Annotated in this window: 19 protein-coding genes and 1 pseudogene; 16 read left to right on the forward strand and 4 right to left on the reverse strand. The window is 68.5% G+C overall.

The window, feature by feature from the left end:
- Positions 1 to 37 precede the first annotated feature (37 nt).
- From AU198_RS20515 to AU198_RS20535, 5 genes and pseudogenes are all read left to right on the forward strand, one after another.
- Positions 38 to 1,993 (forward strand): 2-oxoacid:acceptor oxidoreductase subunit alpha, encoded by a 1,956-nt coding sequence (locus AU198_RS20515; protein ID WP_064350396.1) that lies wholly within the window; start codon positions 38 to 40, stop codon positions 1,991 to 1,993.
- Entirely contained in the window at positions 1,990 to 3,060 is a 1,071-nt protein-coding gene (locus AU198_RS20520; protein ID WP_064350397.1) for a 2-oxoacid:ferredoxin oxidoreductase subunit beta, read from the forward strand. The genes AU198_RS20515 and AU198_RS20520 overlap by 4 nt, the downstream gene beginning before the upstream one ends.
- A gap of 10 nt (positions 3,061 to 3,070) precedes the next feature.
- Positions 3,071 to 3,661: a molybdenum cofactor guanylyltransferase gene (gene mobA / locus AU198_RS20525; RefSeq protein WP_082691135.1), complete on the forward strand. Its 591-nt coding sequence runs from the start codon at positions 3,071 to 3,073 to the stop codon at positions 3,659 to 3,661.
- A gap of 1,093 nt (positions 3,662 to 4,754) precedes the next feature.
- Positions 4,755 to 4,979 (forward strand): annotated as a pseudogene (locus tag AU198_RS20530) (transglycosylase family protein); the annotation flags it as partial.
- Between the two features lie 206 nt (positions 4,980 to 5,185).
- Positions 5,186 to 5,704, forward strand: a complete 519-nt coding sequence (locus AU198_RS20535) for a transglycosylase family protein (RefSeq protein WP_064350399.1) — start codon at positions 5,186 to 5,188, stop codon at positions 5,702 to 5,704.
- On the opposite strand, the gene AU198_RS20540 is transcribed toward AU198_RS20535, so the two are convergent.
- Both AU198_RS20540 and AU198_RS20545 read right to left on the reverse strand, forming a co-directional pair.
- A complete protein-coding gene (locus tag AU198_RS20540; RefSeq protein WP_064350400.1) occupies positions 5,670 to 6,251 on the reverse strand; it encodes a VOC family protein in 582 nt (193 codons plus the stop codon). The genes AU198_RS20535 and AU198_RS20540 overlap by 35 nt on opposite strands.
- Entirely contained in the window at positions 6,248 to 7,414 is a 1,167-nt protein-coding gene (locus tag AU198_RS20545; protein ID WP_064350401.1) for an FAD-dependent oxidoreductase, read from the reverse strand. Before AU198_RS20545 ends, AU198_RS20540 begins: the two co-directional genes overlap by 4 nt.
- A gap of 62 nt (positions 7,415 to 7,476) precedes the next feature.
- Between AU198_RS20545 and AU198_RS20550 the strand changes: the two genes are divergently transcribed.
- From AU198_RS20550 to proB, 11 genes are all read left to right on the forward strand, one after another.
- The gene (locus AU198_RS20550) at positions 7,477 to 9,501 is read left to right on the forward strand and encodes a S9 family peptidase (protein WP_064350402.1); all 2,025 of its coding nucleotides are present in this window, start codon (positions 7,477 to 7,479) and stop codon (positions 9,499 to 9,501) included.
- A 10-nt stretch (positions 9,502 to 9,511) separates the two neighbouring features.
- The gene (locus AU198_RS20555) at positions 9,512 to 10,801 is read left to right on the forward strand and encodes a saccharopine dehydrogenase family protein (protein ID WP_064350403.1); all 1,290 of its coding nucleotides are present in this window, start codon (positions 9,512 to 9,514) and stop codon (positions 10,799 to 10,801) included.
- 85 nt (positions 10,802 to 10,886) lie between these two features.
- Positions 10,887 to 13,547, forward strand: a complete 2,661-nt coding sequence (locus tag AU198_RS20560; protein WP_064350404.1) for a valine--tRNA ligase — start codon at positions 10,887 to 10,889, stop codon at positions 13,545 to 13,547.
- Entirely contained in the window at positions 13,544 to 14,989 is a 1,446-nt protein-coding gene (gene folC / locus AU198_RS20565; protein WP_064350405.1) for a bifunctional tetrahydrofolate synthase/dihydrofolate synthase, read from the forward strand. Before AU198_RS20560 ends, folC begins: the two co-directional genes overlap by 4 nt.
- Complete coding sequence (locus tag AU198_RS20570; RefSeq protein ID WP_064350406.1) at positions 14,986 to 15,381, forward strand: DUF4233 domain-containing protein; 396 nt, start codon at positions 14,986 to 14,988, stop codon at positions 15,379 to 15,381. The genes folC and AU198_RS20570 overlap by 4 nt, the downstream gene beginning before the upstream one ends.
- Positions 15,382 to 15,420: 39 nt before the next feature.
- Positions 15,421 to 15,828 carry a nucleoside-diphosphate kinase gene (gene ndk, locus AU198_RS20575; RefSeq protein WP_064350490.1) on the forward strand — a complete coding sequence of 136 codons (408 nt, stop codon included), beginning with the start codon at positions 15,421 to 15,423 and terminating at the stop codon, positions 15,826 to 15,828.
- A 307-nt stretch (positions 15,829 to 16,135) separates the two neighbouring features.
- Complete coding sequence (gene rne, locus AU198_RS20580) at positions 16,136 to 19,024, forward strand: ribonuclease E (RefSeq protein ID WP_064350407.1); 2,889 nt, start codon at positions 16,136 to 16,138, stop codon at positions 19,022 to 19,024.
- Between the two features lie 181 nt (positions 19,025 to 19,205).
- The gene (gene rplU / locus AU198_RS20585; protein WP_064350408.1) at positions 19,206 to 19,517 is read left to right on the forward strand and encodes a 50S ribosomal protein L21; all 312 of its coding nucleotides are present in this window, start codon (positions 19,206 to 19,208) and stop codon (positions 19,515 to 19,517) included.
- Between the two features lie 11 nt (positions 19,518 to 19,528).
- Positions 19,529 to 19,795 (forward strand): 50S ribosomal protein L27, encoded by a 267-nt coding sequence (gene rpmA / locus AU198_RS20590; protein WP_064350409.1) that lies wholly within the window; start codon positions 19,529 to 19,531, stop codon positions 19,793 to 19,795.
- Positions 19,796 to 19,876: 81 nt separating this feature from the next.
- Positions 19,877 to 21,322: a GTPase ObgE gene (gene obgE / locus AU198_RS20595; protein WP_064350410.1), complete on the forward strand. Its 1,446-nt coding sequence runs from the start codon at positions 19,877 to 19,879 to the stop codon at positions 21,320 to 21,322.
- Entirely contained in the window at positions 21,319 to 22,443 is a 1,125-nt protein-coding gene (gene proB / locus AU198_RS20600) for a glutamate 5-kinase (protein WP_064350411.1), read from the forward strand. Before obgE ends, proB begins: the two co-directional genes overlap by 4 nt.
- Positions 22,444 to 22,452: 9 nt before the next feature.
- Here the strand turns inward: proB and AU198_RS20605 are convergent, their stop codons facing one another.
- Both AU198_RS20605 and AU198_RS20610 read right to left on the reverse strand, forming a co-directional pair.
- Positions 22,453 to 23,124, reverse strand: coding sequence for a hypothetical protein (locus AU198_RS20605; protein WP_064350412.1), 672 nt, complete (start codon positions 23,122 to 23,124; stop codon positions 22,453 to 22,455).
- Entirely contained in the window at positions 23,121 to 23,972 is an 852-nt protein-coding gene (locus tag AU198_RS20610; protein ID WP_064350413.1) for an NAD-dependent protein deacetylase, read from the reverse strand. The genes AU198_RS20605 and AU198_RS20610 overlap by 4 nt, the downstream gene beginning before the upstream one ends.
- Positions 23,973 to 23,982: the final 10 nt, after the last annotated feature.

A 23,982-nucleotide genomic window follows, 5' to 3' on the forward strand; every position in this document is an offset into this window, starting at 1 on the left:
CGGAGGACATCCCCACGCAGCGTGGAAGGCAGGCCTCGTGGCAGCGAACGACAACGCGGTCAGTCCGGGGAGTGCGAGTCCTCGACAGAAGCTCGAGAAGGTCGTCATTCGCTTCGCCGGCGACTCCGGCGACGGTATGCAGCTCACCGGTGACCGGTTCACCTCCGAAGCCGCCTTGTTCGGCAACGACCTTGCCACGCAACCGAATTACCCCGCCGAGATCCGTGCGCCGCAGGGCACGCTGCCCGGTGTGTCGTCGTTCCAGATCCAGATCGCCGACTACGACATCCTCACCGCGGGCGACCGCCCCGATGTGCTGGTCGCGATGAACCCGGCGGCGCTGAAGGCCAACGTCTCCGACCTGCCCCGCGGCGGGCTGATCATCGCCAACTCCGACGAGTTCACCAAGCGCAACCTCGCCAAGGTCGGCTACGAAGCCAACCCGCTGGAGACCGAAGAGCTGTCCGACTACGTCGTGCAGGCCGTGCCGATGACGACCCTGACGCTCGGCGCGGTCGAGCCCATCGGCGCCTCCAAGAAGGACGGCCAGCGCGCGAAGAACATGTTCGCGCTCGGACTGCTGTCGTGGATGTATGGCCGCGAACTCAAGCACAGCGAGGCGTTCATCCGCGAGAAGTTCGCGCGCAAGCCCGACGTCGCCGAGGCCAACGTGCTCGCACTCAAGGCCGGCTGGAACTACGGCGAGACCACCGAGGCCTTCGCCAGCACCTACGAGGTCGCGCCCGCCAAGCTCAAAACCGGTGAGTACCGCCAGATTTCCGGTAACACCGCACTGGCCTACGGAATCGTCACCGCCGGTCAACTCGCCGACCTGCAGGTCGTGCTCGGCACCTACCCGATCACCCCGGCGTCGGACATCCTGCACGAGTTGTCCAAGCACAAGAACTTCAACGTGCTGACCTTCCAGGCCGAAGACGAGATCGCCGGCATCGGCGCGGCCATCGGCGCGTCCTATGGCGGCGCCCTCGGTGTCACCAGCACCTCGGGCCCGGGCATCTCGCTGAAGTCCGAGGCCATCGGTCTGGCGGTGATGACCGAACTGCCGCTGATCATCATCGACGTGCAGCGCGGTGGGCCGTCCACCGGTCTGCCGACCAAGACCGAGCAGGCGGACCTGCTGCAGGTGATGTATGGCCGCAACGGCGAGTCGCCGGTCGCGGTGATCGCACCCCGATCGCCGTCGGACTGCTTCGACGTCGCCGTGGAGGCCGCCCGCATCGCGGTCAACTACCACACGCCGGTGGTCATCCTCTCCGACGGCGCGATCGCCAACGGCTCTGAGCCATGGCGCATTCCGGACGTCAGCAGCTACCCGGCCATCGAGCACACGTTCGCCAAGTCCGGCGAGCCGTTCCAGCCGTATGCCCGGGATCCCGAGACCCTTGCCCGCCAGTTCGCGATTCCGGGTACGCCCGGCCTCGAGCACCGGATCGGCGGACTGGAAGCGGCCAACGGCTCCGGGAACATCTCCTATGAGCCCAAGAACCACGATCTGATGGTCCGGCTGCGGCAGGCAAAGGTCGACGGCATCGCCGTGCCCGATCTCGAGGTCGACGACCCGACCGGTGATGCGGATCTGCTGATGCTCGGTTGGGGTTCGAGCTTCGGGCCGATCGGTGAGGCGTGCCGGCGGGCGCGTCGCAAGGGCATCAAGGTCGCCCAGGCGCACCTGCGCAACCTCAACCCGTTCCCGGCCAACCTCGGTGAGGTGCTGCGGCGGTATCCGACGGTCGTGTGCCCGGAGATGAACCTCGGCCAACTCGCTCTGCTGCTGCGGGGCAAGTACCTGGTCGACGTCCAGTCGGTCACCAAGGTGGAAGGTATGGCCTTCCTGGCCGACGAGGTCGAGGGCATCATTGATGCGGCACTGGACGGAACGTTGGGCGAGACGGAAAGTGACAAAGTGAAGTTCGCACGACTGGCGGCGGCCACCGTCGAAGTCGGCGTGAGCGGTGTGGGAGCGAACGTATGACCGACTTGATCGGAGCAGATCTCGGGTTGACCGCAGGCACCAGTCGAGTGCCGACGACCGATCAGCCGCAGAAGTCGAAGGACTTCACCAGCGACCAGGAGGTCCGCTGGTGCCCCGGTTGCGGTGACTACGTCATCCTCAACACCATCCGCAACTTCCTGCCCGAGCTGGGGTTGCGCCGCGAGAACATCGCGTTCGTCAGCGGTATCGGCTGCTCGAGTCGCTTTCCGTACTACCTGGAGACCTACGGGTTCCACTCGATCCACGGCCGCGCCCCGACGATCGCGACCGGCCTCGCGCTGGCCCGCGAGGATCTGTCGGTGTGGGTCGTCACCGGTGACGGCGATGCGCTGTCGATCGGCGGCAACCACCTGATCCACGCGCTGCGCCGCAACATCAACATCACGATCCTGCTGTTCAACAACCGGATCTACGGGCTGACCAAGGGCCAGTACTCACCGACGTCGGAGGTCGGCAAGGTCACCAAGTCCACTCCGATGGGCTCGCTGGACTACCCGTTCAACCCGGTGTCGCTGGCGCTCGGCGCCGACGCGACGTTCGTCGGCCGTGCGCTGGACTCCGACCGCAAGGGGTTGTCCGAGGTGCTGCGCGCCGCCGCCGCTCACCGCGGTGCGGCCCTGGTCGAGATCCTGCAGGACTGCCCGATCTTCAACGACGGCTCGTTCGACGCCCTGCGCAAGGAAGGCGCCGAGGAGCGGCTCATCAATCTCACCCACGGCGAGCCGGTGACGTTCGGCGCCGACGGCGAGTACTGCGTGGTCAAGTCCGGCTACGGGCTCGAGATCGCCAAGACCGCCGACGTGTCGGCCGACGAGATCGTCGTCCACGACGCCAACCTCGAGGACCCGGCCTACGCGTTCGCGTTGTCGCGGCTGTCGGACCAGAGCCTCGAACACATGGTGATGGGCATCTTCCGTCAGGTGAACAAGCCGACCTACGACGACGCGGCCCGCCAGCAGCTCGCGGCGGCCCGCAGCGAGAAGGCGCACGACACGGCGGCACTCCAGTCACTGCTTCGGGGCAAAGACACCTGGACTGTCGACTAACGTCACGGTCATGACGACCACCGTTCCGCTGGCCGGAATCATCCTGGCGGGCGGGGCTTCCCGCCGCATGGGCCGCGACAAGGCCACGTTGCCGTATGAGGGCACCACGCTCGTCGAGCGGATGGTGAGCATCCTGGCGCCGCGGTGCGCGCCGATCTTCGTCATCGCCGCCCCCGGGCAGGCGCTGCCCGCGCTCGACGCCGAGGTCCTGCGCGACGAGGTGCGTGGCGTCGGCCCGCTGTTGGCGACCGGTCGGGGGCTGCGGGCCGCGGCCGAGGCCGGGGCGGAACTCGCGTTTGTCTCCGCGGTGGACATGCCGCTGTTGACCGTCGAGTTGATCGACGAATTGGTCGCCCCGGCGGTCCGCGTCGACGCGGACGTGGTGTTGCCATGGGACGGCCGTGACCACTATCTCGCCGGCGTCTATCGCACCGCGCTGGCCGGGCGCGTGGACGAATTGATCGCCGCGGGGGAGCGAAGCATGCGCGCGCTGGTGGACCGGGTCGACACACAGCGGATCGTGATGCCCGAACAGCGTGCGCTGACCAACCTCAACACCGCCGCCGATCTCGCTGCCATCCGCGACGTGCAAATCGCCTAGCAAATTCACCGACTGAAATACCTGCTATTCGTGAAGGCGTGAATTGAATTCGCGCCAGTGAATTAGTTCGCATTCCGCCGTGATTAAGCGCACCTACATGCCGAAATCGCTTCTGCGTCAGAAGGCGAAGCGGTAGTCGAATGATCCTAGCTCCCAACGGTTTTCGACAGGCCCGTGAGTGAATTCGGCCTTCGTGAGACCTGATTCGGTGCGTGGAGCCAATAAAAGGCAGGCCGCGACGGATTCTCAACGTGCCATGCGCGGAGTGCTCGCGGCCGGTTCGTCGTTTGAGGGGTGCCGAGTGTCGACGCCCGATGCCGAAAAGCCCGCTGGCAGAACGGAGTCCTCGGAGGGCTGCGAAAACGGCTGCGGGCGACATATGCAGCCGCATTCGGGTTGTCCTCGTGAGTCGCTGACACGCAGGACCTTTCGCTGTCGAACTGGGTCGACGGGTCAGCGAAGTCACCGCGGTCACCGGCAACGACCGCGCCTGCTGGGGCCATTTTGTCCACGCCACTGCGGTTTTCGCCGCACGAGCCGGTGTGCGGCGGCCAATAACCGTGGCCCAGCTCACAAAATGGCCGTGAGTTGGCTCACGAGAACCTGGGTGAACACGAGTTTTGGCGTCACCGTCAAACTGCCGTACTACCTGGGATTACGCACGGAAATCTCTCCCGTGATCGTTTCGTGATCTGGCCGCGACACACCTTCGCGCGATATGACGGCGGCCGAAGTCATTTTGTACGGTCCCCAGTGGCTCTACCCGGAGCAAACAATTTGAAACCACGAACCTGTGTGTGAGTGGGGCTGTAGGAGGCGATCGGTCTCCGGCGGCCGCCGGCGCTGAGGCCCGGCGAGGCACTTCTGGCCTCCCGCTGTCGCACCCGACCGAGACGGTGCGGCCCAACTCCTGGCCTGGCCGACAGGCATCCCCACCCCGTGCGATCTGGCGCGGGCGTGTGTTGGCGCGCGCGTGGCGAAAGGATAGAAGTTGAAGAACATCCGCAAGACACTTGGCCTGGCGACCTTTGCCGGAGCGCTCGCGATGGCGCCCATGGCTCTGGCCACCGGCACTGCCAATGCGGACAGCGGTGTGGACTGGGACGCCGTCGCGGCGTGCGAGTCGGGCGGTAACTGGTCCATCAACACCGGCAACGGCTACTACGGCGGCCTGCAGTTCACCATGGGCACGTGGCAATCGAACGGTGGCAGCGGCTCCCCGCACAACGCCAGCCGCGAGGAGCAGATCCGCGTCGCCGAGAACGTGCTGCAGTCGCAGGGCATCGGCGCATGGCCGACCTGCGGCGGTCGCGGCTAAGCACGCGTTTTCGTCTTTTCAGGGGCGGTGCCGGGGTTATCCGGCACCGCCCCTTCTTTCTCAGAAGGCTCTTACGCCAATTAAGTAACGAATAAAACTTTTGACCCTCGCGTAACACGTGACGTTCATCACCCGACACACCGGATAACCGCAGCGGAGATCTCGGATGCGGGCCTTGTGAAAACGGTCGGGGAAGGACCGCAGAGATGAACGTTCGTACCGCAGTTGGCAAGGGCCTTTTGGCCGCGGCGATCTCCGGAGCGCTGGCGATGGTGCCGATGGCACTGTCCGAGTCGTCGTTGGCCACCGCCAACGCCGATTCGGTGAACTGGGACGCCATCGCCGAATGCGAATCCGGCGGCAACTGGGCCACCAACACGGGCAACGGCCACTACGGAGGCCTGCAGTTCAAGCAGGCCACCTGGGCCTCCAACGGCGGTGTCGGCAATCCGGCGACCGCATCGCGCGCCGAGCAGATCCGCGTGGCCGAGAACGTCCTGCGCACCCAGGGGCTGAAGGCGTGGCCGAAGTGCGGACCCCGCGGTGCCACGCCCGCGGTGTGGACCACGCCGTCGGGTCCGTCCGCTCCGACCGCACGGACCGTGCCCGCCACCGCGACCGGATGCGCGGCGATGCCGTCCAGCGGCCTGTTGGGCTTCGTCAATCCGCGTCAGATGTGCACCGCGCTGCTCAACCCGATCGGGACGATCGCCGGAGCACGCTGAACTCGTTGCCCTGCGGGTCCGTCAGCCCTTCGGGGGCCGAGTCGACGCTCCACTGCCAGCGGTTCGGAACGACACGGCGGTCGTCGACGCGGACGAACTTCCAGATGAGGTCCTCCCAGCCATACGACCTGTAGAGCCACCGCGGCGTCCCGTCGGGGCCGTCGCACAGCTCGGCCCCCACCCGCGGCGCCCACCAGGCGGCGAGCTCTTCGGGCCGATCGCTGTCCGTGCAGACCGCGAACAGGCGGGCGGGTGGGCCCGCATCCCGCTCTCGGGGGAACGCGCAGAATTCGTTGCCCTCGATGTCGACGAGCGTCGTCCACCCGGTGTGCTCGGCGAGCACACGGGCGCCAAGGTCGAGGAGCGCCGCGATGTCGCGAACGTCGAGGTCCACGTGTACGCGGTTCTTCACCGTCTTCGGGCGGTCCTGCGGTCGAAAGACCAGTAGCCGACGCTGGGCGTCGACCCCGAGGACTGCCGCCCAGAAGGCGGACAACGCGGGCGGATCGGCCGCGTCGACGACCAGGGGGCCCAGCCGCACGCTCACGCCGCGGACAGGTCGCGGTCGGTGGGCGGCTTGAACGCCGACCGTGCCGCCACATCGGCCAGGTGGCCGGCGACCAGGGCTTCGGGTCCCAGCACCGTCGCCCGGCTCACGAGCGCACTGAGCGCCGGCGGCAGGTTCATGACGCGCCCGATGAACCGCGATTCGCGGACCAGCGAGCGGACCCGCGGACGGCGAAACGCCACGAACCGCGCGAACGCCGCACCGACGTCGTCGTCGCCATCGAGGAACCGCGCCAGGATCGCGGCGTCCTCCAGGCCCTGACAGCCGCCCTGTCCCAGGTGCGGGCGCATCGGATGCGCGGCGTCACCGACCGTCACGATCGAACCCCGCGACCACTGTCGCGCCTCGTCGCGGTCATAGAGGTCGTTGCGCAAGACGGCGGCGGGATCCGTGGCGGCCAAGATCTCGGGGATGGGCGGGGCCCACGACTCGAACCGCTCCCGAAGGTAGGCCAGTTCACCCTGCGGCGCCGTCGTCGCCTCGGGCACGCGTTCGGTGGCGAACCAATAGGTGTGGTCCTGCCCGAGCGGCACGTGGCCGAACTCGCGCGCTGGGCCGAGCGTCTCGCCCGCGAGCTCGGGATCGATTCTGCAGTCGGCCACCCCGCGCCACGCGGTGTAGCCGACATATCGGTTGTGCAGCGGTCCGTTGAGATGACGGGCGACCATCGAATGCGTGCCGTCGGCGCCCACGACGGCCTCGGCCTCCAGCACCGCGGAGTCGGCCAACGTGACTCGGACGCCGTCGGCGGTCACCGCCAGCGCCTCCACCGCCACTCCGGCCCGCAGGGTTCCGTCGGCGAGCGCCCCGGCCAAAATCGACGTCAACGCCGAACGGCGGATGACGACAAGAGGTTCGCCCAGGGCCTTGATGAGGCGTTGCCGTTCGGGTCGCCGCAACCAGCTGCCGTCACGCCAGCGCGCCGCACCTGCCGTCACCCGGCCGCCGGCCTCACGTACGGGGTCGCCGAGGCCGATGTCGTCGAGCGCGGCCAAAGCGTTGGGCCAGATGCTGATTCCGGCTCCCGACGACGTGTCGGTGCGCTCCTCGACAAGCGTGATGTCGTGTCCGCGCTGTTGCAGGGCGGCAGCGGTCGCCAACCCGGCGATGCCCGCCCCGACGACTACGATCCGCTTCGGCATGCGTCGAACGTAGCGCGCAGCACGTCGCGGGGAGGGTCGCCGGGGTGTGCTACCAACGGGGCATGACCGCGACGGCCCTCGACGCCCCGTCCCGCGCGCCCTTCGACGACCTCGACGAGTACGTTGCGTTACCCCGCGTCTCGGGGCTGGCGCTCTCGCCGGACGGAACCCGGTTGGTGACCACAGTCGCTCAACTCAACGACAAGAGAACCGAATACGTCAGCGCGGTCTGGGAGCTCGATCCCACCGGCACCCAACCGGCGCGCCGGCTGACGCGGGGGACCAAGGGCGAGTCGGCCCCCGCGTTCGCGGCCAGCGGCGATCTGCTGTTCGTCGCGGTGCGCCCGACCGCGGACGACGACGAGCCACCCGCCGCGCTGTGGCGGCTCCCGGTGGCCGGCGGTGAGGCGGCGCAGGTGCTGTCACTGCCCGGCGGCGTCGAGGCGGTGCGCACCGCCCGCGAGGCCGACGTGGCAGTGGTGCGCTCACCGTTGATGCCCTCCGCACGGACCATCGCCGAAGACCGCCGGCTTCGAGACCTGCGTAAGGACAACAAGATCACCGCGATCCTGCACACCGGCTATCCCATTCGACACTGGGATTGCGACCTCGGACCGGGCGAACCGCACCTGCTCGGCGTCGCGTTGACCGACGATTCCGCGCGCGGTGAGAACGTCCGTGACCTGACCGCCGCGCCGGGCGGTGCCCTGCGCGAGTCCGACTTCGACATCAGTTCCGACGGGCGCTACCTGGTCACCACATGGCAACGGCCCGCGCCCGGGGCATCCCGCCATTCGGTGCTGATGCGGATCGATCTCGACAGCGGCGAACGCACGGTGGTGGTGGCCGAGCCCGACGCCGACGTGTGGAGTCCGGCCATCTCACCGGACGGCACCACCGTCGTCTACCTCCGCGAGACGTTCTCGACACCCGACACGCCACCGCGAATCACGCTGGGGTGCACCCGGTTTGGCGGGAGCCCAGGCGTGCTCGCCGGTGATTGGGACCGGTGGCCGGCATCGGTGACGTGGCTGCGGGACGGCTCGGCGGTGATCGTCACCGCCGATCAGGACGGCAGGGCGCCGGTTTTCCGGGTCGACCTCGCCGACGGCGCGGTTGTTCAACTGACGTTCGACGATTACTGCTACTCCGATGTGGTGGCCGCCCCCGGCGGTGCGCTCTTCGCGTTGCGAAGCTCCTACGCGGCCCCGCCTCACCCGGTGCGCATCGACCCCGACGGCGGCGTCACCGAGCTTCCGTGTGCGGCGCTGCCGCCGCTTCCGGGGACGCTGACCGAGCTCGCGACGACGTCCGGCGACGGCACGCGGGTGCGTTCGTGGCTGGTGCTCCCGTCCGGTGACGGAAAGGCGCCGCTGCTGTTGTGGATCCACGGCGGTCCGTTGGCCAGCTGGAACGTGTGGTCGTGGCGGTGGAATCCGTGGCTGCTGGCAGCTCACGGCTATGCGGTGCTGCTACCCGATCCCGGGATCTCCACCGGTTACGGGCAGGACTTCATCGCGCGGGGCTGGGGCGCCTGGGGCGGTGCCCCTTTCGAGGATCTGATGGCCATCACCGACGCCGCGTGCGCGCATCCCCGCATCGACGCGTCGCGCACCGCCGCGATGGGTGGGTCGTTCGGTGGCTACATGGCCAACTGGGTCGCCGGCCACACCGATAGGTTCGACGCGATCGTCACCCACGCCAGCCTCTGGGCGCTCGATCAGTTCGGCGCGACCACCGACTCGTCGTACTACTGGCTACGTGAGATGACGCGCGACATGGCGCAGGCCAACTCGCCGCATCAGCACGTCGGCGAAATCCGCACGCCCATGCTGGTCATCCACGGCGACAAGGACTACCGAGTCCCGATCGGCCAGGCGCTGCGGCTCTGGTACGAGTTACTCACCCACTCCGCCCTGCCCGCCGATGCCGACGGCGACAGCCCACACCGGTTTCTGTACTTCCCGTCGGAGAACCACTGGGTGCTCACTCCGCAACACGCCAAGATCTGGTACCAGGTGGTGATCGGGTTCCTGGCCCGGCACGTGCTCGGTGAGGACACCGAGGTGCCCGAGACGCTCGGGTAGCGTCGCGACCATGAGCGCACCGGAGCCGGACGGCCGGCGACCTTCGACATCCGAGCGGGAATTCGACATCGTCTTGTACGGGGCCACCGGGTTCGTCGGGAAACTCACCGCCGAATATCTGGCCAGGACGGCTTCGGGGGCCCGAGTCGCGCTCGCCGGCCGATCGCACGACAAGCTGATCGCGGTCCGAGATTCCCTGGGTGATGCGGCTCGCGAGTGGCCGCTGATCACCGCGGACGCGTCGCAGCCGTCGACACTGAACGCGATGGCCGCACAGGCGCGCGTCGTGGCCACCACGGTGGGGCCCTATGCGAAGTACGGCCTGCCGCTGGTCGCGGCGTGCGCGGCGGCCGGCACCGACTATGCAGACCTGACCGGGGAGTCGTTGTTCATTCGCGAGAGCATCGACCAGTACCACAAACAGGCGGCCGACACCGGTGCGCGCATCGTGCATTCGTGCGGATTCGATTCCGTGCCTTCGGATCTCACGGTGTTCGCGTTGTACCGGCGGGCCCAGCGCGACGATGCGGGCGAACTCACCGACACCAACCTGGTGGTGCGGTCCTTCAAGGGCGGAGTGTCCGGTGGCACGGCCGCCTCGATGATCGAGGTGATGCGGGCGGCATCGTCGGACGCCGAGGCCCGCCGGGTGATGAACGACCCGTACACGCTCACCCCGGACCGCGCCGGCGAACCCGAGTTGGGTGGCCAACCCGATCTGCGGTGGCGGCGTGGCCGAGAGATCGCACCCGAACTCGACGGGTACTGGGTGGCGCCTTTCGTGATGGCCGCGGTGAACACCCGGATCGTTCGGCGCAGCAACGCATTACTCGACTATGCCTATGGGCGCAGGCTCGAGTACGGCGAACAGATGAGCATGGGCAAGTCGGTGCTCGCGCCCGTCGCATCTGCGGTGGCCGCGGCCGGCAACGCCGCGACGATGGCGCTGGGCAGCCGCTACTTCGACCGGGTGCCCGGCAAGCTGATCGACCGAGTGCTGCCGAAACCGGGCACCGGGCCCAGCGAGAAGGTGCGCGAAAGCGGCCACTACACCGTCGAAACGTATGCCACGACCACCACGCGCGCCCGGTATCGGGCCGTCATGTCGCAGAAGGGCGATCCGGGCTACAAGGCGACGGCGGTGCTGCTGGGGGAGAGCGCGCTGGCGCTGGCGCTCGACCGCGACAAGCTCTCCGACCTTCGCGGCGTGCTCACCCCCGCCGCGGCGATGGGCGACGCGCTGCTCACCCGCCTACCCGCCGCGGGGGTGACGCTGGAGACGACGCCCCTGCCGGGGTAGCGCACGTCACACCGGGTCGGAAGCGAAACACCGTCCCGCTCGGGGCAGTTAGCGACGCCGCGCGCTGCGTTCCTAGAATTGCGGGGTGACCGCCAGCCCCCGCTCCTCTGCCGAAGCCCTGCCCAAGTCCTGGGACCCGGCCGCGGTGGAGAGCGACCTCTACGACGGCTGGGTCAAGGCCGGCTACTTCACCGCCGACGCCACCAGCAGCAAGCCCGCCTACTCGATTGTGCTGCCCCCGCCGAACGTCACCGGCAATCTGCACATGGGCCACGCGCTGGACCACACGCTGATGGATGCGCTGACCCGCCGCAAGCGGATGCAGGGCTTCGAGGTGTTGTGGTTGCCGGGCATGGATCATGCCGGCATCGCCACCCAGTCGGTGGTCGAAAAGCAACTCGCGGTCGACGGCAAGACCAAAGAGGACTTCGGCCGGGAGCTGTTCATCGACAAGGTCTGGGATTGGAAGCGGCAATCCGGCGGCACCATCGGCGCGCAGATGCGCCGCCTCGGTGACGGCGTCGATTGGAGCCGCGAGCGGTTCACCATGGACGAGGGTCTGTCGCGTGCGGTGCGCACGATCTTCAAGCGACTCTTCGACGCGGGTCTGATCTACCAGGCCGAGCGACTGGTCAACTGGTCGCCGGTGCTTGAGACCGCGATCTCTGATCTCGAGGTCAAATACGAGGACATCGAGGGCGAGTTGGTGTCGTTCCGGTACGGCTCACTCGACGACGACGAACCGCACATCGTCGTGGCCACCACCCGTGTGGAGACGATGCTGGGCGACACGGCGATCGCGGTGCACCCCGACGACGAGCGCTACCGCGATCTGGTCGGAAAGACGCTGCCGCACCCGTTCATCGACCGCGACATCGTGATCGTCGCCGACGACCACGTCGACCCCGAATTCGGCACGGGAGCCGTCAAGGTGACTCCCGCTCACGACCCGAACGACTTCGAGATCGGCCTGCGCCACCAGCTACCGATGCCGTCCATCATGGACACCAAGGGCCGAATCGCCGGCACGGGAACCGAATTCGATGGCCAGGACCGCTTCGAGGCCCGGGTCAAGGTCCGCGAGGCGCTGGCTTCGCAAGGCCGCATCGTCGCAGAGAAGCGGCCGTACGTGCACAGCGTCGGGCACTCCGAACGAAGCGGTGAGCCGATCGAGCCCAGGCTGTCGCTGCAGTGGTGGGTCAAGGTCGAGGCGTTGGCCAAGGCCGCCGGTGACGCGGTTCGTGACGGCGACACCGTCATTCACCCGCCCAGCCTCGAGCCGCGGTGGTTCGCGTGGGTGGACAACATGCACGACTGGTGCATCTCGCGCCAGCTGTGGTGGGGCCACCGCATCCCGATCTGGCACGGTCCCGGCGGGGAGACCGTCTGCGTCGGGCCCGACGAGACGCCGCCCGAGGGCTGGGAGCAGGACCCCGACGTGCTCGACACGTGGTTCAGTTCGGCGTTGTGGCCGTTCTCCACCATGGGCTGGCCGGACCGCACGCCCGACCTCGCCAAGTTCTATCCGACGACCGTGCTGGTCACCGGCTACGACATCCTGTTCTTCTGGGTGGCGCGGATGATGATGTTCGGCACGTTTGTCGCCGACGACCCCGCGATCACCGGAGACGGAGATGCGAAGAAGTCACGTCCGCAGGTTCCTTTTGAAAACGTCTTCCTGCACGGGCTGATTCGCGACGAGCACGGCCGCAAGATGAGCAAGTCGCGCGGTAACGGGATCGACCCGCTGGACTGGGTGGAGATGTTCGGCGCCGACGCGTTGCGGTTCACGCTGGCCCGCGGGGCGAGCCCCGGCGGTGACCTGTCCATCGGCGAGGATCACGCCCGAGCCTCACGCAACTTCGCCACGAAGCTGTTCAACGCCACCCGGTTCGCGTTGATGAACGGCGCCGCGCCCGCTCCGCTGCCGGACACCGCCGAGCTGACCGACGCCGACCGGTGGATCCTTGGTCGCGTGGAACAGGTTCGCGCGGAAGTGGATTCGGCGTTCGACGCCTACGAGTTCAGCCGCGCGTGCGAGTCGCTCTACCACTTCGCCTGGGACGAGTTCTGCGACTGGTACGTCGAGCTGGCCAAAGTGCAGCTCGCCGAGGGGATCACGCACACGACGGCCGTGCTGGCCGCGGTGCTCGACACGCTTCTGAAGCTGTTGCATCCGGTGATGCCGTTCGTCACCGAGGTGTTGTGGAAGACGTTGACCGGGGGCGAGTCGTTGGTGATCGCCGACTGGCCCACGCCATCGGGTTTCGCACTCGATCCTATTGCGGCGCAACGGGTCGCGGATATGCAGAGGCTGATCACCGAAGTGCGTCGCTTCCGCAGCGATCAGGGACTCAACGACCGGCAGAAGGTGCCTGCGCGGTTGTCGGACATCGCCGGCGCGGACCTGCAGGCGCAGGTGCCCGCCGTGCGCTCACTGGCCTGGCTGACCACCGACGGCGACGGATTCGCCCCGACCGCGGCCATCGAGGTGCGGCTCTCACGCGGCACCGTGACCGTCGAGGTCGACACCTCGGGCACCGTGGATATCGCCGCCGAGCGGCGTCGGCTGGAGAAGGACCTCGCCGCGGCGCAGAAGGAACTGGCCGGCACGACGGGCAAACTCGGAAACGAGGCGTTTCTGGCGAAGGCACCCGCGGACGTCGTCGACAAGATCCGTGGGCGCCAGCAGATCGCCCAGGAGGAAGTCGACCGCATCACCGCGAGGTTGGCCGCGCTGCGATGACCGACCCGGACGACCGGCCACCTCCGGAATCCGAGCCGTCACCGGACGAGATCGCGGCGCTCCTGCAGGTCGAGCACCTACTTGACCAACGTTGGCCCGAAACGAAACTCGAACCCAGCACCACGCGCATCTCGGCGCTGTTGGAACTGCTCGGTTCACCGCAGCGCGGTTACCCGTCGATCCACATCGCGGGCACCAACGGCAAGACGTCGGTCGCGCGGATGGTCGATGCGCTGTTGACCGCGCTGCACCGGCGCACCGGCCGCACCACCAGCCCGCACCTGCAGTCGGCCGTCGAGCGCATCTCGATCGACGGCAAGCCGATCAGCCCCGCGGCCTACGTCGCTACCTATCGCGAGATCGAGCCGTTCGTGCACCTGGTCGACCAGCAGTCCGAGGCCGGCGTTCTCGGAAAGGCCGGCCCCGCCATGAGCAAGTTCGAGGTGGTGACCGCGATGGCGTTCGCCGCCTTCGCCGATGCGCCGATCGACGTCGCCGTGGTGGAGGTCGGCCTCGGTGGTCGCTGGGACGCCACCAACGTGGTGAACGCACCCGTCACGGTGATCACCCCGATCGGGTTGGACCACGCCGAGTACCTGGGCGACACCCTCGCCGAGATCGCCGCGGAGAAGGCCGGCATCATCGGCAAACAGGAAGACGACCTGGTGCCGACCGATACGGTCGCGATCATCGGCAGGCAGGCGCCCGAGGCGATGGAAGCGCTGCTGGCCCACGCCGTGCGCGCCGACGCCGCGGTCGCGCGTGAGGACTCGGAGTTCGCGGTGCTCGGCAGGCAGGTCGCCGTGGGCGGGCAGTTGCTCGAACTGCAGGGGCTCGGTGGCCTCTACTCGGAGATCTTCCTGCCGCTGCACGGAGAACACCAGGCGCACAACGCCGCGCTGGCGCTGGCGGCCGTCGAGGCGTTCTTCGGCGCGGGGGCGCAGCGCCAGCTGGACATCGACGCGGTGCGGGCGGGCTTCGCCGCGGTGACGAGTCCCGGCCGCCTGGAGAGAATGCGCAGCGCGCCAACGGTTTTCATCGACGCCGCGCACAACCCGGCGGGGGCCGCGGCGTTGGCGCAGGCGCTGCTGGAGGAGTTCGACTTCCGCGTTCTGGTCGGCGTCGTCTCGGTCATGGGCGACAAGGATGTCGACGGCATCCTGGCCGCCTTGGAACCGGTGTTCGACCAGGTGGTCGTCACCCACAACGGATCACCGCGCGCGCTCGACGTGGAGGCGTTGGCGCTGCTGGCCGAGCAGAGATTCGGCCCCGAACGGGTGGTCACCGCGGCGACACTGCCCGACGCGATCGAGACCGCCACCGCGATCGTCGAGGAGTCGGCGATCGAGGGTGAAGTGATGGGCGGCGCCGGCATCGTGATCACCGGCTCGGTCGTCACCGCGGGAGCGGCACGCACGCTGTTCGGAAAGGATCCGCAATGACCGAGCCCGCGCCCGGGCAGCAGCCCGATCCCTGGAAGAGCTTCCGCGGGGTGATGGCCGGCACGCTGATCCTCGAAGCCATCGTCGTGCTGCTGGCACTGCCGGTGGTGGCCAACATCGGCGGCGGGCTGACCGCGGCCAGCGGCGGCTTCCTGATCGGGATGGCGGTGGTCCTGGTGCTGTTGGCCGGTGTGCAGGGCAGACCGTGGGCGATCTGGGTGAACGTGGGCCTGCAGGTCGTGTTGATCGCGGGCGTCGTCCTCGACGGGGCGATCGCGTTCGTCGGGGTGATCTTCCTGGTGGTGTGGCTGCTCATCGCCTATCTGCGCGCCGAGGTGCTGCGCCGCCAGAAGCGGGGTCTTCTGCCTGGTCAACAGCGTCCGCCGGAGTAGTCGATCCCGGCGGCTATTCTGTCGGCCGTGACTGAGCCGATTGAACGGACCCTCGTGTTGGTCAAGCCCGACGGCGTCAAGCGGCGTCTTGTCGGTGAGATTCTCTCCCGGGTCGAACGCAAAGGGCTGGCGATCGCCGAGCTGAAGCTGGTGACCGTCAGCGACGAGCTGGCCCGCAGGCATTACGCCGAGCACGAGGGCAAGCCGTTCTTCGATTCCCTGCTCGCGTTCATCACATCGGGCCCGGTCGTGGCGGCGGTCGTGGAAGGTCCACGGGCAATCGCGGCGTTCCGCCAGATCGCCGGCGGAACCGACCCCGTCGAGAAGGCCGCCCCGGGCACCATCCGCGGTGACCTGGCCCTGATCACCCAGGACAACCTCGTCCACGGCTCGGATTCCGCGGAGTCCGCCGCGCGCGAGATCGATCTCTGGTTCCCCAGCAAGTAAGGGGTTTCCTGACCTGTCTCGCCCAGCCTGGTCGGGCGGGGCGTCGTGATGTGGGATACTCGACTCGGGTGACCGGCCGCCAACGGGGACCGGACACCCGAATGAAGACTTAGACGTGCGCGACCATCGCCACGCGTGATGCGGCGCCGACCGTCCAGCCATCATTCAGACCGGCACCGGGATGGCCCCCAGTGGGCCCCTCGGAGCGAGACCACAACAAGCTCGGGCGAACTTCACCCGGGTCCATAGCGGAAGCCCTCGCGTGGCCGCGTCAAACATGACGCGCCCGGGGGCTTAAGGAGACTACGTGGCCGAAGATGCCCCAACCGAAGACCTATCTGAAGACACGCGAGAAGCGGAGGACTCTCAGCCCGAATCGTTGAGGGTCGATTCGCTCGCCCAGGTGCTGGGCACCACCAGCGAGCGGGTTCTTCAGGCGCTGACCGAGCTGGACGGCCGCCCTCGCACCGCCGAATCCACGGTCGCGCAGGACGAGGCGCAGCGCGTGCGCGAGGCGCTCGCCGACGGTGCGGACACAGCGCAGACGCCCGAAGCCGCGGATGCCGCCGGCGAACCGACGGGCGCCCCCCAATCCGCAGATGCCGCCGAACCGAGCAACGGAGACGAGCCGGAGTCCCGGCTGATTCTGGAGACCCCCGAGGAGGCGCCGCAGCGCGCCGAGTACATGCCGTTGTTCGTCGCGCCGCAGCCGGTCCGATTCGACGACGACGCCGACGACGATGATGACGACAACGACGACGACGGCGACGACGGCCCGGACGGCGAGGACGACCAGTCCGAGCGTCCCTCCGGTCGCCGTCGCCGCCGCGGGAGCCGTGGCCAGGGCCGCGGCCGCGGTGAGCAGAACGGTGATGACGCCGACGGTGGCGGCGACGCCAGTCCAGGCGGTTCTCAGGGCGGCGACCAGGACGGCGACGAGTCGGACGACTCCGACGAGGACAACGGCGACGACGAGAACACCGGCACCGATGGCGCCACCCGCCGTCGCCGCCGCCGCCGTCGTCGCAAATCGGGTTCGGGTGACGACAGCGACGCGGCCTCGCCGGACGACCCGCCCAACACCGTCGTGCACGAGCGCGAACCGCGGAAGTCGACCAGGAACGACAAGTCCGGCAGCGGTGACGGCGAGATCCAGGGCATCAGCGGGTCGACCCGGCTGGAGGCCAAACGGCAACGCAGGCGCGACGGCCGAGACGCCGGCAGGCGCCGCCCGCCCATCCTGAGTGAGGCCGAATTCCTGGCCAGGCGCGAGGCCGTCGAACGGATGATGGTCGTGCGCGACAAGGTCCGCACCGAACCTCCGCACGAGGGCGCCCGCTACACCCAGATCGCGGTGCTCGAGGACGGCGTCGTCGTCGAGCACTTCGTGACCTCGGCGGCGTCTGCCTCCCTGGTCGGCAACATCTACCTCGGCATCGTGCAGAACGTGCTGCCCTCGATGGAGGCGGCCTTCGTCGACATCGGCCGCGGGCGCAACGGTGTCCTCTACGCCGGCGAGGTCAACTGGGAAGCCGCCGGACTCGGCGGCGCATCGCGCAAGATCGAACAGGCGCTCAAGCCGGGCGACTACGTCGTCGTCCAGGTCAGCAAGGACCCCGTCGGGCACAAGGGCGCCCGGTTGACGACGCAGGTGTCGTTGGCGGGCCGGTACCTGGTCTACGTGCCCGGCGCCTCGTCGACCGGCATCAGCCGCAAACTGCCCGACACGGAGCGGCAGCGTCTCAAGGAGATCCTGCGTGAGGTCGTGCCGCCCGACGCCGGGGTGATCATCCGCACCGCGTCAGAGGGCGTCAAAGAAGAAGACATCCGCAACGACGTCGAACGCCTCGCCAAACGCTGGTCCGAGATCGAGGCCAAGGCCGCCGACATCACCGCCAAGAAGGCCGGTGCGGCAGTCGCGCTGTACGAAGAACCCGATGTGTTGGTCAAGGTGATCCGCGACCTGTTCAACGAGGACTTCACGGGGTTGACGGTCTCCGGTGACGACGCCTGGAAGACCATCAACGACTATGTGAATTCGGTTGCGCCCGAACTTCTTCCGCGGTTGACGAAGTACGAGCCTGCGTCCCCCGACGGTCCCGACGTGTTCGCGGTGCACCGCATCGACGAGCAGCTGACCAAGGCGATGGACCGCAAGGTGTGGCTACCGTCGGGCGGCACGCTCGTCATCGACCGGACCGAGGCCATGACCGTCGTCGACGTCAACACCGGCAAGTTCACCGGGTCGGGCGGCAACCTCGAGCAGACCGTCACCCGCAACAACCTCGAGGCGGCCGAGGAGATCGTGCGTCAGCTCAGGCTGCGCGACATCGGCGGCATCGTGGTGATCGACTTCATCGACATGGTGCTCGAGTCCAACCGCGACCTGGTGTTGCGGCGGCTGACCGAGGCGCTGGCCCGCGACCGGACCCGCCATCAGGTCTCCGAGGTGACGTCGCTGGGCCTGGTCCAGTTGACGCGCAAACGGCTCGGCACCGGTCTGGTGGAGGCGTTCTCGACGCCGTGTACACACTGCGCCGGGCGGGGGATCGTGTTGCACGGTGACCCGGTCGACTCGACGTCGAGCGGCGGGCGCAAGTCCGACACCGGCGGCCGGCGCGGTAAACGCGGCAAGCGCGGTGGCAAGTCCGACGACGTCGCCGTGGCCAAGGTCCCGCCGCATCCCGCGGGTGAGCACCCGATGTTCAAGGCGATGGCGGCCGCCAACGGTCGCCATGACGCAGACGACGATGAAGCCGGCGACGACGAATCCCGCGAGCAGAAGCCGCAGGAGGTCGCCGAGACCGATTCCGAGGCCATTTCGGGGGCCATCCGGACCGCGGTGATCGAGTCGGGCGAGGACGATATCGAAGACCTCGAGGACGAGGATTTCGACGAGGCCGACCCCGATGAGGACGACGAGTCCGACGAGGATTCCGATGAGGACGAGGACGAGGACGAGATCGACCTCGATTCCGACGACGACGAAGACGACATCGACGACGACATCGAGGTCATCGGCGCCGACGACTCCGACGACTCCGATGAGGACTCTGACGATGACGAGGATGCAGACGAGGACGACGAGTCCGATGACTACGACACCAGGAGCGGCGCATCCGCGGCCGTCTCAGGAGGGCGGCACCGGCGCCGCGCGGCCGCACGACCCGCGGGTCCACCGCGACGGGAGGGCTGAGCTGGTGGCCGGGCGCCGACGAGCCGTGACCTGCGGTGATTTGACCCTCGTGCGGCGGCTCAAGTAGCCTTGAGCAGTTGTCGCCAGGCTGGACCATGCGAGTCGGCGGCAGTCGCAAACCCAGACCAGCGCAGCGGGAAATCGCGCGCGTCCAGTGAACGACGTAGGAGTAGTAAGCACGATGGCCACGTACGCAATCGTCAAGACCGGCGGCAAGCAGTACAAGGTCGCCGTCGGCGACGTGGTGAAGGTCGAGAAGCTCGAGTCCGAGCCCGGCGCCAGCGTCTCGTTGCCCGTGGCCCTCGTCGTCGACGGGTCGAAGGTGACTTCCGACGCCAAGTCGCTGGAGAAGGTCGCCGTCACCGGTGAGATCCTCGAGCACACCAAGGGCCCGAAGATCCGCATCCACAAGTTCAAGAACAAGACCGGCTACCACAAGCGGCAGGGTCACCGTCAGCAGCTGACCGTCCTCAAGGTCACCGGGATCAAGTAGAGGAACCAGACATGGCACACAAGAAGGGCGCTTCCAGCTCGCGTAACGGTCGCGACTCCGCCGCACAGCGGCTCGGGGTCAAGCGGTTCGGCGGCCAGATCGTCAAGGCCGGCGAAATCCTGGTGCGGCAGCGCGGTACTCATTTCCATCCCGGCACCAACGTCGGCCGCGGCGGTGACGACACCCTGTTCGCCACCGCCCCCGGTGCCGTCGAGTTCGGCTCCAAGCGCGGCCGCAAAACCGTCAGCGTCGTTCGACCGGCGCCGCAGGAGGCCTGACTTCCTGCCGCGAATGTGATGCTGCTGCGACTTCCCGGCTGAAGCTGGCAGTAGCTCACACGTCACGGAAAGGAAGGACCGATGCCTCGCTTCGTCGACCGCGTCGTCATCCATGCGCGGGCCGGCAACGGCGGCAACGGTTGCGCCTCGGTGCACCGTGAGAAGTTCAAACCCCTCGGTGGCCCCGACGGCGGTAACGGCGGCCGAGGCGGCAGCGTGATCTTGGTCGTCGACCCGCAAGTGCATACGCTGCTCGATTTCCACTTCCATCCCCACGTCGTCGCACCCTCGGGCAAGCAGGGTGCCGGCGGCAACCGCGACGGGGCAGCGGGCGCCGACCTCGAGGTCAAGGTTCCCGACGGCACGGTCGTGCTCGACGAGGACGGCCGTCTGCTCGCCGACCTCGTCGGCGCGGGCACCCGCTTCGAAGCGGCCGCCGGTGGCCGCGGAGGCCTGGGCAACGCCGCGCTGGCATCGCGCGCACGCAAGGCGCCGGGTTTCGCGCTGCTCGGGGAGAAGGGTCAGGTCCGCGACCTGACGCTGGAACTCAAGACCGTCGCCGACGTCGGGCTGGTCGGCTTTCCCTCCGCGGGAAAGTCCTCCCTGGTGTCGGTGATCTCGGCGGCCAAACCCAAGATCGCCGATTATCCGTTCACGACGCTGGCACCCAACCTCGGCGTCGTGTCCGCGGGCGGCAACACCTTCACCGTCGCCGACGTGCCCGGCCTCATCCCCGGCGCCTCGCAGGGGCGTGGGCTGGGACTGGACTTCCTGCGGCACATCGAACGCTGCGCCGTGCTGGTGCACGTCGTCGACTGCGCGACGATGGAGCCCGGGCGCGATCCGGTCTCCGACATCGATGCGCTGGAAGCCGAGCTCGCCGCGTACACCCCGACGCTGCAAGGCGATTCGACGCTGGGTGACCTCGCTGAGCGTCCGCGTGCGGTGGTGTTGAACAAGATCGACGTGCCCGATGCCCGCGAGTTGGCCGAATTCGTCCGCGAGGAGGTTGGGCGCCGCTACGGTTGGCCCGTCTTCGAGGTGTCCACTGTGACCCGGGAAGGGTTGCGGCCGTTGACGTTCGCGCTGTGGGAGATGGTGTCGGCCTACCGCGATGCGCAACCGCCGGTGGTGCCGCGTCGACCCGTCATCCGTCCCGTCCCCGTGGACGAGAGCGGTTTCACCGTCGAGCCGGACGGACACGGCGGCTTCGTCGTACACGGCGTCCGGCCCGAACGCTGGGTCGCCCAAACCGATTTCGACAACGACGAGGCGGTCGGCTACCTCGGTGACCGGCTGGCGCGCCTGGGCGTCGAAGATGAGCTGTTGAAGCTGGGTGCGCGGCCCGGATGCGCGGTGACCATCGGCGACGTCACCTTCGACTGGGAGCCACAGACACCGGCCGGGGTCGACGTGCCGATGTCGGGTCGCGGCACGGATCAGCGGCTCGAGCAGACCGATCGTGTCGGGGCCGCCGAACGCAAAGCCGCGCGGCGGGAACGGCGGCGCCCCGGCGGCGAATCATGACGGCTTCGCCGCGCGCCGCGGACTCCGCGCACCGGAAAGCGGTCCGTGCCGGGCGCAGCATCGTCGTGAAAATCGGCACCACCGCGCTGACCACACCGGCGGGGGTATTCGACGCCAGCAGGCTCGCGGTGCTGGTCGAGGCCATCGAGGGCCGGATGCGGGCCGGTTCGGACGTGGTGATCGTGTCGTCGGGAGCGATCGCGGCGGGCATCGAACCGCTGCGGCTGAACAGACGTCCCGCCGACCTGGCCACCAAACAGGCGGCCGCCAGCGTCGGTCAGGTCGCACTGGTCAACGCGTGGAGCGCGGCCTTCGCGCGCTATGACCGCACCGTGGGCCAGGTGCTGCTGACCGCGCACGACATCTCGATGCGGGTGCAGCACACCAACGCCCAGCGCACGCTCGACCGGTTGCGGGCGCTGCACGCGGTGGCGATCGTCAACGAGAACGACACCGTGGCCACCAACGAGATCCGGTTCGGCGACAACGACCGGCTCTCGGCGCTGGTCGCCCACCTCGTCGGGGCGGATGCGCTGATCCTGCTGTCCGACATCGACGGTCTATACGACTCAGATCCGCGAAAAGGCAACGCGCGCTTGATCTCCGAGGTCGCGGGGCCCGACGACCTCGACGGCGTGGTGGCCGGCACGGGCAGCCATCTGGGTACCGGCGGGATGGCCTCGAAGCTGTCGTCGGCGTTGTTGGCCGCCGACGCGGGGGTGCCGGTGTTGTTGGCGGCGGCCTCGGATGCGGCGACCGCGCTGGCCGACGCGTCCGTCGGCACGGTGTTCGCGCCGCGGCCCGAGCGGATGTCGGCGCGCCGGTTCTGGGTGCGCTACGCCGCCGAGGCCGCAGGTGCGCTGACGCTCGACGACGGAGCGGTGCGCGCGGTGGTCACGCAGCGACGCTCGCTGCTGCCCGCCGGTATCACCGCGGTATCGGGGCGCTTCTACGGCGGCGACGTCGTGGAGTTGCGCGCCCAGGACGGGACGATGGTGGCGCGTGGCGTCGTCGCCTACGACCGCGGCGAGCTGACCACGATGTTGGGCCGCTCGACGTCGGATCTGGCTCCGGAGCTGCGCCGACCCGCCGTGCACGCCGACGACCTGGTGGCCGTCTGAGTCGGTGCGCTAGTGATCGCCCAGCGATCGGATGCGCGCCGAGATCCCCTCGAGCACCGCCTTGATCTGGTCGGCGCGCTCATCGGCGCTGGCCATGACGTCGTCATCGGCGGGTTGCACCGTCACGTCGTTGGCCTCCGCCGTCGCCTCGAAGCACTCGCGGACCACCGGATCGGCCAGGATCACCGCCGCCAGCATTCCCGGCGTGAGTTCGCGAGTGCGCAGCAGGCCGTCGTAGCGCACCTCTGCCGGGATCCGAATCTCCAGCGCGCCGCCTTCGAGTTGCTGTTTGGCCGCGGCCAGCAGAAGCGTCAGCGCCGCACGGGAGACCGCTCCGAGCACCTTGCGCCGGAACGGAAACCACGGCAGGGGCAGCTTGTCGATCTGCTTGTCCACTCCGCCCGTGAACAGGTACTCGATCAGGCTGCGGGTCCGGACCTCTTCGACCTGCGCCCATTCGACGGTGTCCCCGTCGAATTCGACCGAGTCCTCGCTGATGGCCACGCCGCCGAAGTGGTTGAGCTTGCGCACCAGCCACCGCAGCTTGTCCGGGGTCAGCGAGTGCTCGGCGATCACGTCGCCGATGCCCAGTGCCCACCGGCCGGTGACCGGCCCGGGGTCAGGGCGATGCCGGTCGATCAGCTCACGCAGCCACGAAGCGTCCTCGGATGTCTGCGTCACGCCGTCATTCCCACCGAGGTCGCGACGCCGGGCAGCTCGTCGGCCAACAACGCCAGCATGGGGGAGCACCCGTTGTCGACCTTGACCGTCGCCAGCGCGTCGCCGCGGGTGGGTCCGCGGTTGATGATCGCGATCGGCATTCCGGCCGCCGCGGCGTGGCGCACGAACCGGTAGCCCGAGTACACCGTCAGCGACGACCCGGCGACCAGCAGGACGTCGGCCGCGTCGACCATCGAATACGCCTGAGCCACGCGCTCTTTCGGGACGCTCTCGCCGAAGTAGACGATGTCGGGTTTGAGCATTCCGCCGCACCGGGGGCAGTCGACGACGCGAAACGATGTGGTCTCGCCGACGACGGCGTCGGCGTCCGGAGCGACCGCGATGCCGCCCACCGACTCCGCGGCCCGCTGGGCGAACCCGGGGTTGGCCGCCTCCAGCAGTTCGGCCAGGGCGGCCCGCGTCATCGTGTGCGCACAGTCGAGGCAGATCACCTGCGCGTAGGTGCCGTGGAGGTTGACGACGTTGGCGCTGCCCGCCTTGCTGTGCAGTAGGTCGACGTTCTGGGTGATCAGCGCCGACACCACACCCGCCGCCTCGAGCGCTGCGAGTGCCCGGTGGCCGGCGTTGGGAAGCGTGGCATCCATATGGCGCCAGCCGAGATGGTTACGCGCCCAGTAGCGCTGCCGGAAGACGGGGTCGGAGGTGAACTGGCGAATCGTCATGGGGTTGCTCGGCGGCGAGTCCGGGCCGCGGTAGTCGGGGATTCCCGAGTCGGTGGACATCCCGGCGCCGGTGAGCACCGCGACCCGCCGGTTGCGCAGCAGGGCGACGAGTTCGGGTGCGTCCACGTGATCGAGG

Origin of the sequence: Mycobacterium sp. GA-1199 (assembly GCF_001500045.1) — a bacterium.
In the GTDB taxonomy this organism is placed as follows: domain Bacteria; phylum Actinomycetota; class Actinomycetes; order Mycobacteriales; family Mycobacteriaceae; genus Mycobacterium.

What these genes read in the sequence shown, in the direction of transcription:
- AU198_RS20520 (WP_064350397.1), top strand. Translation starts at nt 1,990, where the DNA reads ATGACCGACTTGATCGGAGCAGATCTCGGGTTGACCGCAGGCACCAGT.
- mobA (WP_082691135.1), top strand. Translation starts at nt 3,071, where the DNA reads ATGACGACCACCGTTCCGCTGGCCGGAATCATCCTGGCGGGCGGGGCT.
- AU198_RS20535 (WP_064350399.1), top strand. Translation starts at nt 5,186, where the DNA reads ATGAACGTTCGTACCGCAGTTGGCAAGGGCCTTTTGGCCGCGGCGATC.
- AU198_RS20545 (WP_064350401.1), bottom strand. Translation starts at nt 7,414, where the DNA reads ATGCCGAAGCGGATCGTAGTCGTCGGGGCGGGCATCGCCGGGTTGGCG.
- AU198_RS20550 (WP_064350402.1), top strand. Translation starts at nt 7,477, where the DNA reads ATGACCGCGACGGCCCTCGACGCCCCGTCCCGCGCGCCCTTCGACGAC.
- AU198_RS20555 (WP_064350403.1), top strand. Translation starts at nt 9,512, where the DNA reads ATGAGCGCACCGGAGCCGGACGGCCGGCGACCTTCGACATCCGAGCGG.
- folC (WP_064350405.1), top strand. Translation starts at nt 13,544, where the DNA reads ATGACCGACCCGGACGACCGGCCACCTCCGGAATCCGAGCCGTCACCG.
- AU198_RS20570 (WP_064350406.1), top strand. Translation starts at nt 14,986, where the DNA reads ATGACCGAGCCCGCGCCCGGGCAGCAGCCCGATCCCTGGAAGAGCTTC.
- rplU (WP_064350408.1), top strand. Translation starts at nt 19,206, where the DNA reads ATGGCCACGTACGCAATCGTCAAGACCGGCGGCAAGCAGTACAAGGTC.
- rpmA (WP_064350409.1), top strand. Translation starts at nt 19,529, where the DNA reads ATGGCACACAAGAAGGGCGCTTCCAGCTCGCGTAACGGTCGCGACTCC.
- obgE (WP_064350410.1), top strand. Translation starts at nt 19,877, where the DNA reads ATGCCTCGCTTCGTCGACCGCGTCGTCATCCATGCGCGGGCCGGCAAC.
- proB (WP_064350411.1), top strand. Translation starts at nt 21,319, where the DNA reads ATGACGGCTTCGCCGCGCGCCGCGGACTCCGCGCACCGGAAAGCGGTC.